We start from the raw sequence: 12,469 nt of genomic DNA, 5'->3' as shown, positions 1-12,469 counted from the left end.
TCAGTCTGAAGTAACAGGAAGCGGAGGTGATGACCTCCGCTTTTTTTTGTGATTTGACTGGCGTCTTATTTGTTCTGACGCTCATAGGTGTCTACACACACCCAAAAGTTTTGCGCACCGGCACAGTATTGCATGGCATCTTTCGGGATCTGAGTTGGTGTTCCGGACAATGTATAGGCCAGCGCATTAAAGCTGATCGCCAGCAGCGCTGCTGTTGCAAACATTGCGAACTTTTTCATAGCTCTCTCCTTTTGTGATGACGAAAAGTGATAGCCGAAAAGCGCACCTTATGCGGTATTGCGCTGGAATCCGTGAATCACTCTGTCTTTATCACTAATAGACTAGAACAAGATCATATTTTTCAATTATTAAAAAGAGTCGGAATCTTGTTGTGGATACAGGCTGCGCTTCTGGCTAAAAATATTGGGATGAAATGGAAAAACAGTATTGTGTCTGACCGGTGAGAGTCAGATAAAGCGGGTCGGTCTGAATAAATCCGGGATTGTCAGGATGACGAGGAAGTGGCGCTCCCTGCAGGAGTCGAACCTGCGGCCTTCCCCTTAGGAGGGGGACGCTCTATCCTACTGAGCTAAGGGAGCCTTCCTGAAAAAGCAGGAAGGCCATTATACTCAAAAGCTGAGACTTTTTAACCCTTTAGTATCTGCGTTGCGGCTGCTTGGTCAGTAAATCACCAGGTTGAATGCTGGCAGCAAGTTCGTTTTGCTGCACGCTGAGTTCGGCTGAGTTTTCATAGACGCGATCCACAACCAGGGTGATTTTCGTTTCCACCATCCGGTTTCGTGAAATCCCGTATTGGTCAATAAAGCCGGCGGTGTGCCACAGCCTCAGGAGATCTCCCTGCTTCACACCGTGAGCTCTGCCCACGTTGACCTGTACCTGATTGCCGTGTGCATTGACCACTTCCGGCAGGCTTGCGCGGCAGGCCAGGGAAGACTCCAAGTCCAGCATGATGTTGCGGCTGATCCGTTGTAAGGCTGCGCCATAAGCTGAAACCCAGAAGCGTGCGCTTTGCGTATCGACCTGGCTGACCCGAGAAAACGGCCATTCTGCAACTTCACGGTACTTACGCTGAACCAGCACCTCACCGGTCTTGCCGTCAAGTACCTGAACTTCCGCTGAGAACTGACGGTTAATCTTATCGCTGGACAGCAGGCTCTGATCCAAAGTGGAAGTCAGATCGGTAATCTGGCCACTCACGATGTACTGGGCGTCATAATCTTCGGCCAGCATCATCATGGCCCCGGGATTATCCGGCTGAACCGGGACAGCACTGGTTCCGGTTACGACAAAACTCTGCGATTGTTTGCCGATTTGCCGTTTCAGTAACTGAGTAAAATCTTTGCCGACCTGATAAATCCCTCCCAACGCCGCCTGTTGGGGGATAGCCAGAGAAAAGTCACTGATCAGCATCCCTTTCTTGTACTGGACGTTGTGGCAACTTTTTGCCGACGGGTAAATATCGACCCGTGCGGTGACGTAATAATTGCCGTCTTTGACAAAACTTTTGCTGATCTGAACATGACGGACTTCTGTTCCATTGAACTGGTATTCCTGCCGGTCTTCCTGCAAATAGGGTTTCAGATTGGAAAAGCTGGAAAAATCAGCTCCTGCGTAATGCATGGCGCGGTATACGGCGTCTTCGATGGCATTGGTCCGGGCCGAAGACTTACTTTCCAGCAGAATCGCCTGACCGGTGACTTCAAACCAGGCGGCCTGCAATGGCATAGCGGTAAGTATTCCCAGACCCAGAAGGGCTTTCCTGAGCGTGTTTTTCATAGATTTTCCAATTTCCGGCGTTTTCGGTACGATAATTGCTTTGTTTTGTCTGTCGTTCAGGTTGAAACCACATTAGGGTTCAAGCCAATTAGCCTAACAGCTTTTTACATTGCCAACATCCTGAGTCGCAAGCTGATGTATGCAAAGAGTGTTCCTAAAAAGTCAAAATGGGAGCGCGGCAATGAAAAGTCATAAAGTTTTCGAGATAGCGGACGATAAAAGGCCATTGTCTCGTTTCTTCCGGAGCAGGGTAGAATGAAAAAATGGACCATCTTGCTGTTGTCGCTGCTGACAGCATCATGTACGTATTCACCAGTTTATAACGGTAAAGAGAGCTATACAGGCAGCAACTTCTTGCTGAAGGAAACGCCTCGCCATACCATAGACTTCTTTATTGAAGGAATGACGAAGCAGCTGGTGGAATCAAACCAGTATCTGACGGCAAAAACGCCGCTGGCTGTGACATCGTTTGTTGATATCCAGCAAATGAATGAAACCAACTGGCTCGGCAATGCGGTTTCTGAAGGCTTCATGTACCATATGCAGCAAATGGGTTTTACGGTTGTTGACTACAAGGCGACTGGTGCTATCCGCGTCACGCCGGAAGGGGACTTCTCGCTGAGCCGGAACTGGAAAGAATTGGCTTCTGAGCAGCCTGTAGACTACGTTTTGACCGGAACTATGCTGCGTCAGGGTGGCGGTGTGCTGATTAATGCCCGTGTGATTGGTATGCGTTCACGGGTAGTGATTGCCAGTGCGCAGGGATTCCTGCCGGAAGATCGTATTGGCCGTGACCTGGATACGCTGAATAAAATGCGCTTGGAAAATGGTGTCCTGATCCGTTCCGAAGCAACGAAATTTGAGAATAACTCGATCATATTAAAACCTTAGGAGCTACTATGCGGTTTTGGTGGATGGCTGTTTTGCTGATTACCCTGTCTGGTTGCCAGCCGTTAACGGAATTTCGCAATGTGAATCTGATCACTGCGGTGGGCTATGCTTCGATTAGCGAGCAGCGGGGTCAAACCATCGAAGAAAAGCGGATCCGTGCGATGCGCGCATCTAAACTGGATGCTTACCGTGAGCTGACTGAACAGGTTTATGGCATGCGGATCAGTGCCAGAGCTGGACTGACGGACCAGCAACTGGGCTCTGAAGAAACGGATGGCGCGGTTGATGGCGTGATCCGTGGCGCTGAAGTGATTCGCAGCTACCCGGTGGGTGATAGCTATGTCACTGAAATGCAATTAGATCTCAACAACATGGAACGGATGAAACGTCAGGGTGAGGTCTATCATGTGCCTGCGAATCAGTCTGTGATGTTCTGATTTGCACAAGAACCAGAAAAAAGCGGCAAGGTGATGCAAAACCTTGCCGCTTTTTTATTTGTAGTTTGGAGAGTCCAGATCAGCTTTTGGCTTCTTTCTGCGTTTTGTCTTGAGCGTCATCAATGCGGAAAACCGGTAGTTGCCAGCTATAGCGCATGGCCGCAAGGCGGAGCAGGAATCCCGTGACCAGCGTCACTCCGATTGCAATATTTTCCGGGACTGCAAAATGCAGCTGGGCCATGTAGAGGCCAGCGGCAATGAAGGCGACGGAAGCGTAAAGCTCTTTATGCAGGACCAGCGGCGTCCGTCGGCATATCAGATCGCGCAGCAAACCACCAAACACACCCGTGACGACGGCTGCCATCAGACAGATGATCACAGGTTGTCCCATGTTCATGGCGACCCGGCATCCCAGGATGCTGAAAACAATCAGGCCCAGTGCATCCAGTACAACGAAGACTTTGTGAAAACGCACCACTAAAGGCGCAATCCAGGTGGTCAGTAATCCGGCCAAACAGGTAATCAGCAGGTACTGAGGATTCGCAATCCAGTTCAGCGGGTAATGACCCAGTAAAATATCCCTGACTGTACCGCCGCCAATCGCAGTTGCGCTGGCAACCAGCATCACACCAAACCAGTCCATGTGGCGTTTGCCGGCCGCTAATGCGCCTGTCATCGCTTCTGCAGTAATGCCGACAATATATAAAACGGTTAATAGCATGAAAAATCAGACTCTTAATGAAAAGTGGGGAGAACAGATCGCAATGGTAAATGTGATTTGTGTCAATATCCAATGAAATTTTTCAGTGCTTTCATTAGCTGTCGTAATCCTGACACTGAGGTGGGAAATTTGTATTGAAGAAACCATGGCCTGCCGACTGTCGCCACAATGACGGGTGCGGCAGCTTCATACAGAACTGTTATCGAATTGATTGCTTGGGGATAAAAAGCAGAGAGAATGGTGGCGCGCAGGAGTCAATAAATTGGCGACCTGTTGCCAAGCCTGATGCTTTCCTCAGGCTTTCAGGTTGGTTCCGATCGAACGCAGGTTCTGAGCAATACCTTCTTTATTGTAAGTCTGGTGATGCCCCAGACTTTGCTGGAAAAGATTGTTCAGTTTATGAAAGCTGAGCTGAGCGCGTTGCAGGGCAGCGCCATTGAGTTCATTGTGGTGCATGCATTCGCTGAGCAGGTGCTGAATGGTATCGACCTGACTGACAAAGTCAGGATTTTCTTTCAGTTGACTGCTCTGGCTATGTCGGGCAATTTGCTGATCCTGAAGCTGAATTTTATCGACCAGCTCTTTTTTGTCACGGGCAAAACGGGTGATGTCGCCAGACTGACGCTTCACAATGGCCTCTCTTTCCTGTTCAAGCAGGCGTAAGAGGGCCTCAAGTGTGGCATGTTGCTGGGCAAGTAGTTGTTCAATGTTCGGCGACATAGGTCAAACTCCGGAAAAACCGCGGCGAGCGACTGATCATATCAGAGCCCGCGCAGTTCGTCCTCAAAACGCATCATATTACTCGCCAGACGGTCAGCATCGACTTTGTAGGAACCATTGCTGATGGCGTTTTTGATCGCTTCAACTTTGTTGCGGTCGAAGCTCGGTTCAGCAGCCAGCTGCTGATGGATCTGACCAACGGCACGGGCCTGTGAACTGAGTGAAACAGCATCCCTTGGGGTGTGGCTGGTTTCTTCTCGGACTTCAGTCCTGCTCTGATTGGTATTGGTACTGCTGGTGTTACGCAGATTGGCCAGAAGCTGACCGCTGCGCAGGGAATCAATACTTGCCATAATCCTGTAGCCTTAAACAGATATTCATCGGTAATGCCCTGCTATCGGCAAGGCTCTGTATAACTTTAGCATTTTTTTAATATCTGACGGTGACTTCGCCAACAGCTGTAATCGTTGCACTGACGATGCGACGGGACTTATTGTTCTGTACCCGGATTTCCTCACCCAGAGAGCCGTCTGATAATGCCGTCCCTTTGGTGACAATGTTCAGGCCGCTCTGTCCCGCTTTGATGAGCACAGAGTCATTCCGGCAAACCAGGCAGATGTCATTGCCTTCCACCGCTTCGCCCATATTGATGTTTCGTTTGACTGTTGAGCCGATAATCTGTTCCGGGTATTCAAAAACGACACTGCGCTGAAACCGGGTTTCAACCTGATCGACCTTCAGATCGGATGCCCTGATGACAGCTCCGCGGGCCAGCGGCCGGGCGGCAACGACACGCGGGAGCATCAGGCTGACCTGCACCGGTACATAGACCTGCCAGCCTGCGGTCGGACAGCTGACGAGAACGGTGACATTTCCGGTGAGTGACTGTTTACCGGGGACAGAGCTGCTCAGCGGTTCCTGGCAGTCTCCGATACGCAGACGATTGTCCAGTTCCGCGGCGGTAATTTTCAGTTCGCCCCGCTCTGGTCTGAGCACCAGGCTCCGGATGTGATCTGTTGCTGCCTGACGCACATTACTTAGCATATTATCGCTAGCAGCAATTGCATTCGCGCTTAAGAAACCGCAGAGTATGCCGATAAAGATTAAACAGAGTGTGAAATGTGTTCTTTCGGTCACGATTTTCGCTCTTTTTAGGTCGCTTTCAGGGGCTACAATTGCACCATGATAGGGGATTTTGAGTCGGATTACTCGTTTATCCTTCAAAATTGTCTATTTTAACAACAATTCATTTCGACAACTTTGGAGTCAGGTATATGTCGGGGATTTTGGATTCTGTGAATCAGCGCACTCAGCTTGTGGGACAAAACCGTCTGGAGCTGCTGACCTTCAAGCTGAACCGCCGTCAGCGCTACGGTATCAACGTCTTCAAGGTGAAAGAGGTACTGCAGTGTCCGAAGCTCACAGCGATGCCGAATCTCCATCCGCTGGTCAAAGGAATCGCTCACATTCGTGGTCTGACCATTTCTGTAATTGATATGAGTCTGGCAACTGGTGGTCGCCCAATTGAAAACACAGAGAATTGTTTTGTGATCATCTCCGAGTTTAATCGCTCTGTGCAGGGTTTTTTAGTGTCCGCTGTTGAGCGAATCATTAATATGAACTGGGAGGAAATTCTTCCGCCGCCGAAAGGGGCAGGTAGTACCAACTATCTGACTGCGGTGACAGAAATTGATGGCGAGCTGGTTGAAATCCTGGATGTGGAGAAAATTCTGGACGAAATTTCGCCAAGGACAACCGAAGTCTCCGAATCTCTGCGCGAAGAAATGATCAATGAGAATCCGGTGACCCGCCGTGTTCTGGTTGCGGATGACTCCAGTGTTGCGCGTAAACAGGTACAACGTGCCATCGAATCAATCGGTTGCGAATGTATTCTGGTGAAAGATGGCCGTGAGGCACTCGAAAAGTTACGCGCAATGGCAAATGAAGACAGCATTTATAATCAGATTGATTTGGTCATTTCGGATATCGAAATGCCTGAAATGGACGGTTATACGCTGACAGCGGCCATCAGAAATGATGCCAAACTAAAAGATTTACATGTTATCCTGCACACCTCGTTGAGCGGGGTATTTAATCAGGCGATGGTCAACAGAGTTGGCGCGAATGCATTTATTCCTAAGTTCAATCCCGATGAACTGGGTGCAGCGGTCAAAGCGGCCATGCCTGGATAAACTGACGTTAGAGTAGTAGATGACAGCCATAACAATTAAAGACCAGGAATATAGAGATTTTTGCCGTTTTTTAGAAGGACAGTGCGGTATCGTTCTTGGCGACAGCAAACAGTATCTGGTTCGGAGTCGCCTGAGTCCTTTGGTTAGCCGTTTTGGCTTGGCGTCGCTCTCGGAATTACTGCAGAATGTCATTACCGGCCGGAACCGTGAATTGCGGGTTGCGGCTGTGGATGCCATGACGACCAACGAGACCCTGTGGTTCAGAGACAGCTATCCATTCACGGTTCTGGCAGAGAAAATTTTGCCTGAACTGGCGAGTAATAAGCGTCCAATCCGGATATGGTCGGCTGCAAGTTCCTCTGGTCAGGAACCGTATTCTATCGCGATGACGGTGCTGGAGACGCAACAGCGTCGTCCGGGGATGTTGTCGCTGGGAACTCAAGTCACAGCGACCGATATTTCTCAAACCATGCTGGATATGTGCCGGACCGGCGTTTATGACAGCCTGGCGCTGAGTCGCGGGTTGTCGCCTGAACGCCGTCAGGCTTTTTTTGAACCGATTGGCAATGGCCGGATGCGGATCAGCAGTAAAGTGAAGCAGATGGTGAACTTCCGTCCGCAGAACCTGAAAGACAGCTATGCGCTGTTGGGCAAGTTCGATGTGATTTTCTGCCGGAACGTTCTGATTTACTTTGCGCCGGACATGAAAGCCAAAGTGCTGAATCAAATGGCAGCCAGCCTGAATCCGGGCGGTTATCTGTTGCTTGGTGCTTCTGAATCTCTGACGGGTTTGACTGACCGTTTCGAAATGGTTCGCTGTAACCCCGGCATTATCTACAAACTCAAGTAAACATGAAGGGCCCGTTTCGGGCCCTTTTGCTATGCCTGCGTTGCTGAGCAGGTGTGGCTGAATCCATTCCGATTAATGTTGGCACGCCCTTTGCAATTATTTCTGCAAGTTATTCAGGAGGCAGATGATGGCCATTTCTTTTGATAAAGCACTCGGTGTACACCAATACACAGTAGGCGTCCGCGGCAAACGGGCGGAAACCCTTGCCAGCAATATCGCTAACGCCAATACACCGGGCTATAAGGCAAAAGATCTGGACTTCCAGCGCGCATTGAATGCGGCAACGTCGGAGGCAAAGATTGGCCTCAGCCGGACCAATGAGCGGCATATTGCTGCCTCTGCAACGCTGATGGGTGAACAGAAATACCGCATCCCGGACCAGCCGGATACCGGTGACGGCAACACAGTGGACGCCCAGCTGGAACAAAACCTGTTTATGCAAAACGCACTGGAATATCAGGCATCGCTGGATTTTCTGGGCTCGAAATTCAAAAACCTGAGCAAGGCATTAAAAGGGGAATAATCAATGAGTTTGTTTAACGTTTTTAATGTCACCGGGTCGGCAATGAGTGCAGAATCCGTGCGTCTGAATACCACGGCCAGTAACCTGGCAAACGCCAATACCGTCAGCAGTTCAGCGGCGGAAACCTACAAAGCCCGGCACCCGGTCTTTGAAGCGGCGTTGCAAAGTGCCAGTTATCAGCGTGACGAAAGTGTTCCTGTACGGGTGAAAGCGATTGTTGAGAGTCAGAAACCTCTGACTGCGGAATATAACCCGTCGCATCCTTTGGCAAATGCCGAAGGTTATATCTACAAACCAAATGTGAATGTGATGGAAGAGATGGCAAACATGATCTCGGCTTCACGTTCCTACCAGAGCAATGTTCAGGTAGCAGATGCCAGTAAGCAGATGCTGATGCGAACACTGCAGATGGGCCAATAAGGGTAAGGAGTGACTGACATGACCGGTATTAAAGGCACAGGTCAAAGCCCTTTGTCCTATGTTGACCAGCTCAAAAGCATGCAGGAGAAAAAACTGCAGTCTGAGCAGAAAGTCACGGGACAACAAGAGCTGAAGCAGGAAGATTTTCTGTCTCTGCTGACCAAACAGCTGTCGCAGCAGGATCCGTTTAAGCCTGTTGGTAACGACCAGATGATTGCGCAGATGGCGTCGTTCGCTACGGTTGACGGCATCAGCAAAATGAACGAACAGTTTGGCGGCCTGAACGCAGCCATGACGTCAAACCAGGCGCTGCAGGCTTCTTCTCTTGTCGGCCGTGACGTTCTGGTACCGAACCCGACAGCTTCGAAAGGTTCTGAGGGCGGGATTTCAGGCATGGTGAAACTGCCGCAGTCGCTGAACAGCCTGATTGTCCGGGTTGAGAACGCTGCCGGTGAGCTGGTGCGCTCTTTTGATTTAGGCGCAAAACCGGCGGGTGACCACCGCGTTGCCTGGGACGGTAAAGACGACAACGGCAATATGTTGCCTGCCGGCCAGTACCAGTTGAAAGTCGGCGGCTTTGCTGACGGCAAGAGCACCGAATTTGATGTATCGACCTATGCCAATGTGAACAGTGTGCTGCTGGGCAATGGCGATGGCAACGTGATGCTGAATCTGGCGGGTTTTGAATCCCCGATCAAGCTGACAGACGTGCTGGAAGTCGGTAAAGCATAACAAAAGACACAGCGCCTGCCGGCAGAGGGTGCGGCAGGTGAAATAAGAAATACGCTGTACACAGAATTCAGGAGAGTTACCCATGGGTTTTAATGTCGCACTCAGTGGTCTGGGCGCTGCTCAGAAAGATCTAAACACCACAAGTAACAACATTGCCAACGCCAATACTTACGGCTTTAAGGAGTCGCGTGCTGAGTTTGGCGATGTCTACTCCCGCTCAATTTTTTCAAATCCGAAGACCACCACGGGTGGCGGTGTACAGACCTCTGTCGTGGCGCAGCAGTTCCATGAAGGTTCCAGTATTTATACCAACAACCCGATGGATCTGCGGATTTCCGGAACCGGCTTCTTTGCCGTAGCCGATCAGCGTCTGGAGCCGAACAACAATAGCTTAACCCGTAACGGTGCATTTCACCTGGACAAAGACAACTACATTGTGAACTCAGAAGATCAGTTCCTGCTGGGTTACGGTGTGGATCAGGAAACCGATCAGGTGGTTTCTTATGAACCCCAGGCACTGAAAGTGCCGGATCAGTTTGGTCAGCCGAAAGCGACCACCCAGGTTGATATCGGTGTGAACCTGCCGGCCAACGGCGATCCGAAAGACATTAATCAGTTTGACTTTTCAGACCCGGATACATACAACAAGTCAACGTCGGTGACGATGTACGATTCACTGGGTCAGCCGTACAAAATGACCAGTTACTATGTGAAGGACAACACGCAGCCAAACCGCTGGGCGACTTTCTATACGGTCACAGACGCCGATGGTGAAAAAGCCCTGAATATCGAGGGTGGTGCAGCGACCAATGTTGGCGGTCATGCCGGGGCTTATGTCGATTTTAATTTCGACGGTACTGTTTCTCAGATCAACGGCGGGGATCCGATGATCTCTGAGAGCTTCGCAGCTGCCGGGATCAGTATGAACGGTGCTGACGGTAGCCAGACCCTGAACTTCAACTTTGATGCTCCGACGCAGTATGCCGCACCGTTTGAAGTGCGCAGATTCAGCGAAAATGGTGCAACCACCGGTTATCTGGCGAAAGTTGACGTGGATGCGAAAGGATCAATTGTCGCGACTTACAGTAACGGTGAAAACATCACGCTGGGTCGTGTGGGTATGGTTCGTGTGCCGAACGAACAGGGCCTGCTGAAAATAGGCGGTACGCAGTGGGACGTGAGCCAGGATTCAGGTGCCGCTGTCTGGGGTGAAGCGACCTTCGGTGCCTTCGGCTCCGTGAAGAGCGGTACGCTGGAACAGTCGAACATTGATATGACTCAGGAACTGGTGGATCTGATCACCGCTCAGCGTAACTTCCAGGCCAACTCCCGTGCGCTGGAAGTGGATAACAGTCTGCAACAGACCATCCTGCAAATTCGTTAATTCGGATCTGCTCCGGATTGCCGCCTGATTTTTCCAGGCGGCAATCTTTGTCCTTTCACTTTCCTGTCTCTAGTCATTTCTTTGGCGCTTTGACCGCCACAATTCTGAACCTTGGGAAGCTGCTCCCACTAATTTCTTGATCTTTCATCGCTTTTAACGCCATTTCAAATGGTTTCCTAAAACTGGTACGCATATTGCTTCTAAAGTTGCAGTACTGATTGGGAGACTCAAAATGGATCGTGCATTGTATTTGGCAATGAGTGGCGCAAAGCAGGATATGTATGGCCTGCAGCTGCATGCCAACAACCTGGCCAACGTTCGGACCACAGGCTTTCGCGCTGATTTAGAACAGGCGCGCAGCATGCAGGCGTTTGGTGAAGGGATGCCGAGCCGTGTGTTTGCCATGACTGAAAGAGCAGGGCAGGATTTTGCCCAGGGTGCCGTCATGACGACAGGTCGTGACCTTGATGTTGCCGTTGAGGGACAGGGCTGGCTGGCGGTACTGGATGCCAGTGGTCAGGAAGCCTATACCCGCGCCGGTCACCTGAAAATTGACCAGACAGGCCTGCTGCAAAACAGCAACGGCAGCCTGATGGTGGGTGAAAACGGCGGCCCGATCTTTATCCCGCTGCCAGTCAGTAAAATTCAGGTCGGTAAGGATGGTACGGTATCCATCCGCCCGCAGGGCGCACCTGCCGATGCGATGGAAGTGGTTGATCGCATCAAGATGGTGAAGCCCGACAACAGTGAATTATTTAAAGACGTTGATGGTCTGTTCAAATCGAAAGTACCGGCTCAGATTTTTGATGCCGATGCAGGGGTCACGCTGCTCAGCGGCGCGCTGGAAGGCAGTAATGTGAATGCCGTCGGCGAAATGACCAGCATGATTGATCTTCAGCGTCACTTTGAAATGCAAGTGAAGTTAATGAAAACCGCAGAGGAAATGGACCAGGCGTCTTCTTCTCTGCTGCGTTTGGGCTAATGAGGAAGGAATAACACATGCATCCAGCACTATGGGTCAGTAAAACCGGTCTTGACGCGCAGCAAACCAATATCGCGACGATTTCGAATAACCTGGCGAACGCCTCGACAATAGGCTTTAAGAAGAGCCGTGCGGTTTTTGAAGATCTGTTTTATCAGAATATTAACCAGCCTGGCGGTCAGTCCAGTCAGGATACAACGTTACCGTCGGGTCTGATGCTGGGTGCCGGTGCCAAAGTGGTTGCCACACAGAAGGTGCACACTCAGGGCAACACTCAGACCACCAACAACGCCATGGATATGATGATTGAAGGGGATGGTTTCTTCCAGATCCTGCTGCCGGACGGCAACATCGGTTATACCCGAAATGGTCAGTTTACGGTAAATCAGGAAGGCCAGATGGTGACATCAGGCGGCGGTTATCTGCTGCAGCCTGAAATTGTGGTCCCGGAAGATGCTGTGGCAATCACAGTGGGAACCGATGGTGAAGTCTCCGCCCGGATCCGAAACCAGCAGGCCAATGTGGTGCTGGGTCAGCTGACCACGGTAGATTTCATTAACCCGGGTGGTCTTGAGCCGATTGGTCAGAACCTGTTCCTGCCGACGGGTGCCAGTGGTGATCCGCAGGAAGGGGTTCCGGGTCTGGATGGTTTTGGTCAGATTCGTCAGTCCATGCTGGAAACCTCCAATGTGAATGTGACCGAAGAGCTGGTGAATATGATTGAAGCTCAGCGTGTGTACGAAATGAACTCGAAAGTAATTTCTACCGTCGACCAGATGCTGAGCTACGTGAACCAGCAGCTTTAATCAAGGGGCAAGGG

At 50.7% G+C, this 12,469-nt stretch carries 16 protein-coding genes and 1 tRNA gene; 10 read left to right on the top strand and 7 right to left on the bottom strand.

Translation table 11 applies throughout. From position 1 onward, the window contains the following. Nucleotides 1-65: 65 nt before the first annotated feature. From SPK40_RS13485 to SPK40_RS13475, 3 genes are all read right to left on the bottom strand, one after another. Complete coding sequence (locus SPK40_RS13485; protein WP_248143563.1) at nucleotides 66-239, bottom strand: hypothetical protein; 174 nt, start codon at nucleotides 237-239, stop codon at nucleotides 66-68. A 283-nt stretch (nucleotides 240-522) separates the two neighbouring features. Continuing rightward, a tRNA-Arg gene (locus SPK40_RS13480) sits at nucleotides 523-599 on the bottom strand. A 55-nt stretch (nucleotides 600-654) separates the two neighbouring features. After that, nucleotides 655-1,797: a flagella assembly protein FlgT gene (locus SPK40_RS13475; protein WP_248143565.1), complete on the bottom strand. Its 1,143-nt coding sequence runs from the start codon at nucleotides 1,795-1,797 to the stop codon at nucleotides 655-657. 255 nt (nucleotides 1,798-2,052) lie between these two features. Here SPK40_RS13475 and SPK40_RS13470 point away from each other — a divergent pair, with 255 nt between their 5' ends. Both SPK40_RS13470 and SPK40_RS13465 read left to right on the top strand, forming a co-directional pair. Continuing rightward, nucleotides 2,053-2,688: a FlgO family outer membrane protein gene (locus tag SPK40_RS13470; protein ID WP_248143567.1), complete on the top strand. Its 636-nt coding sequence runs from the start codon at nucleotides 2,053-2,055 to the stop codon at nucleotides 2,686-2,688. An 8-nt stretch (nucleotides 2,689-2,696) separates the two neighbouring features. After that, nucleotides 2,697-3,125 (top strand): LPP20 family lipoprotein, encoded by a 429-nt coding sequence (locus tag SPK40_RS13465; protein ID WP_248143569.1) that lies wholly within the window; start codon nucleotides 2,697-2,699, stop codon nucleotides 3,123-3,125. A 79-nt stretch (nucleotides 3,126-3,204) separates the two neighbouring features. Here the strand turns inward: SPK40_RS13465 and SPK40_RS13460 are convergent, their stop codons facing one another. The 4 genes from SPK40_RS13460 to flgA all read right to left on the bottom strand — a co-directional run bounded on the left by SPK40_RS13460 (nucleotide 3,205) and on the right by flgA (nucleotide 5,610). Continuing rightward, on the bottom strand, nucleotides 3,205-3,846 hold the full coding sequence (locus SPK40_RS13460; RefSeq protein ID WP_330960779.1) for a trimeric intracellular cation channel family protein: 642 nt from the start codon (nucleotides 3,844-3,846) through the stop codon (nucleotides 3,205-3,207). Nucleotides 3,847-4,140: 294 nt separating this feature from the next. Beyond that, nucleotides 4,141-4,566 carry a flagella synthesis protein FlgN gene (locus SPK40_RS13455; RefSeq protein ID WP_248143573.1) on the bottom strand — a complete coding sequence of 142 codons (426 nt, stop codon included), beginning with the start codon at nucleotides 4,564-4,566 and terminating at the stop codon, nucleotides 4,141-4,143. 41 nt (nucleotides 4,567-4,607) lie between these two features. Then, nucleotides 4,608-4,919, bottom strand: coding sequence for a flagellar biosynthesis anti-sigma factor FlgM (flgM, locus tag SPK40_RS13450; protein WP_248143575.1), 312 nt, complete (start codon nucleotides 4,917-4,919; stop codon nucleotides 4,608-4,610). A gap of 76 nt (nucleotides 4,920-4,995) precedes the next feature. After that, nucleotides 4,996-5,610, bottom strand: a complete 615-nt coding sequence (gene flgA, locus SPK40_RS13445) for a flagellar basal body P-ring formation chaperone FlgA (protein WP_330960778.1) — start codon at nucleotides 5,608-5,610, stop codon at nucleotides 4,996-4,998. A gap of 230 nt (nucleotides 5,611-5,840) precedes the next feature. Here flgA and SPK40_RS13440 point away from each other — a divergent pair, with 230 nt between their 5' ends. From SPK40_RS13440 to flgG, 8 genes are all read left to right on the top strand, one after another. After that, the gene (locus tag SPK40_RS13440; RefSeq protein WP_248143578.1) at nucleotides 5,841-6,758 is read left to right on the top strand and encodes a chemotaxis protein CheV; all 918 of its coding nucleotides are present in this window, start codon (nucleotides 5,841-5,843) and stop codon (nucleotides 6,756-6,758) included. Nucleotides 6,759-6,777: 19 nt separating this feature from the next. Beyond that, nucleotides 6,778-7,608 carry a CheR family methyltransferase gene (locus SPK40_RS13435; protein ID WP_248143580.1) on the top strand — a complete coding sequence of 277 codons (831 nt, stop codon included), beginning with the start codon at nucleotides 6,778-6,780 and terminating at the stop codon, nucleotides 7,606-7,608. A 127-nt stretch (nucleotides 7,609-7,735) separates the two neighbouring features. Next, nucleotides 7,736-8,131 (top strand): flagellar basal body rod protein FlgB, encoded by a 396-nt coding sequence (gene flgB, locus SPK40_RS13430; RefSeq protein ID WP_330960840.1) that lies wholly within the window; start codon nucleotides 7,736-7,738, stop codon nucleotides 8,129-8,131. A gap of 3 nt (nucleotides 8,132-8,134) precedes the next feature. Continuing rightward, nucleotides 8,135-8,551, top strand: a complete 417-nt coding sequence (gene flgC / locus SPK40_RS13425; RefSeq protein WP_248143582.1) for a flagellar basal body rod protein FlgC — start codon at nucleotides 8,135-8,137, stop codon at nucleotides 8,549-8,551. A gap of 18 nt (nucleotides 8,552-8,569) precedes the next feature. Further along, nucleotides 8,570-9,283, top strand: a complete 714-nt coding sequence (locus SPK40_RS13420) for a flagellar hook assembly protein FlgD (RefSeq protein WP_248143583.1) — start codon at nucleotides 8,570-8,572, stop codon at nucleotides 9,281-9,283. Nucleotides 9,284-9,365: 82 nt separating this feature from the next. Then, nucleotides 9,366-10,667 carry a flagellar hook protein FlgE gene (gene flgE, locus SPK40_RS13415; protein ID WP_330960777.1) on the top strand — a complete coding sequence of 434 codons (1,302 nt, stop codon included), beginning with the start codon at nucleotides 9,366-9,368 and terminating at the stop codon, nucleotides 10,665-10,667. A 232-nt stretch (nucleotides 10,668-10,899) separates the two neighbouring features. Then, on the top strand, nucleotides 10,900-11,649 hold the full coding sequence (gene flgF / locus SPK40_RS13410; RefSeq protein ID WP_248143587.1) for a flagellar basal-body rod protein FlgF: 750 nt from the start codon (nucleotides 10,900-10,902) through the stop codon (nucleotides 11,647-11,649). 17 nt (nucleotides 11,650-11,666) lie between these two features. Continuing rightward, nucleotides 11,667-12,455: a flagellar basal-body rod protein FlgG gene (flgG, locus tag SPK40_RS13405; RefSeq protein WP_248143589.1), complete on the top strand. Its 789-nt coding sequence runs from the start codon at nucleotides 11,667-11,669 to the stop codon at nucleotides 12,453-12,455. The last annotated feature ends 14 nt before the right edge of the window (nucleotides 12,456-12,469 follow it).

Origin of the sequence: Photobacterium sp. 53610, assembly GCF_036409375.1 — a bacterium.
In the GTDB taxonomy this organism is placed as follows: Bacteria; Pseudomonadota; Gammaproteobacteria; order Enterobacterales; family Vibrionaceae; genus Photobacterium.
The sequence above is the reverse complement of the archived record's forward strand: the minus strand, read 5'-3'. Positions and strand labels throughout refer to the sequence as shown.

Bases quoted from the DNA above. Each gene is read 5' to 3' on its own strand.
- SPK40_RS13435 (WP_248143580.1), top strand. From the start codon at position 6,778: ATGACAGCCATAACAATTAAAGACCAGGAATATAGAGATTTTTGCCGT.
- flgM (WP_248143575.1), bottom strand. From the start codon at position 4,919: ATGGCAAGTATTGATTCCCTGCGCAGCGGTCAGCTTCTGGCCAATCTG.
- SPK40_RS13470 (WP_248143567.1), top strand. From the start codon at position 2,053: ATGAAAAAATGGACCATCTTGCTGTTGTCGCTGCTGACAGCATCATGT.
- SPK40_RS13440 (WP_248143578.1), top strand. From the start codon at position 5,841: ATGTCGGGGATTTTGGATTCTGTGAATCAGCGCACTCAGCTTGTGGGA.
- flgE (WP_330960777.1), top strand. From the start codon at position 9,366: ATGGGTTTTAATGTCGCACTCAGTGGTCTGGGCGCTGCTCAGAAAGAT.
- flgF (WP_248143587.1), top strand. From the start codon at position 10,900: ATGGATCGTGCATTGTATTTGGCAATGAGTGGCGCAAAGCAGGATATG.
- flgB (WP_330960840.1), top strand. From the start codon at position 7,736: ATGGCCATTTCTTTTGATAAAGCACTCGGTGTACACCAATACACAGTA.
- SPK40_RS13465 (WP_248143569.1), top strand. From the start codon at position 2,697: ATGCGGTTTTGGTGGATGGCTGTTTTGCTGATTACCCTGTCTGGTTGC.
- SPK40_RS13475 (WP_248143565.1), bottom strand. From the start codon at position 1,797: ATGAAAAACACGCTCAGGAAAGCCCTTCTGGGTCTGGGAATACTTACC.
- SPK40_RS13455 (WP_248143573.1), bottom strand. From the start codon at position 4,566: ATGTCGCCGAACATTGAACAACTACTTGCCCAGCAACATGCCACACTT.
- flgG (WP_248143589.1), top strand. From the start codon at position 11,667: ATGCATCCAGCACTATGGGTCAGTAAAACCGGTCTTGACGCGCAGCAA.
- flgA (WP_330960778.1), bottom strand. From the start codon at position 5,610: ATGCTAAGTAATGTGCGTCAGGCAGCAACAGATCACATCCGGAGCCTG.
- flgC (WP_248143582.1), top strand. From the start codon at position 8,135: ATGAGTTTGTTTAACGTTTTTAATGTCACCGGGTCGGCAATGAGTGCA.
- SPK40_RS13460 (WP_330960779.1), bottom strand. From the start codon at position 3,846: ATGCTATTAACCGTTTTATATATTGTCGGCATTACTGCAGAAGCGATG.
- SPK40_RS13420 (WP_248143583.1), top strand. From the start codon at position 8,570: ATGACCGGTATTAAAGGCACAGGTCAAAGCCCTTTGTCCTATGTTGAC.
- SPK40_RS13485 (WP_248143563.1), bottom strand. From the start codon at position 239: ATGAAAAAGTTCGCAATGTTTGCAACAGCAGCGCTGCTGGCGATCAGC.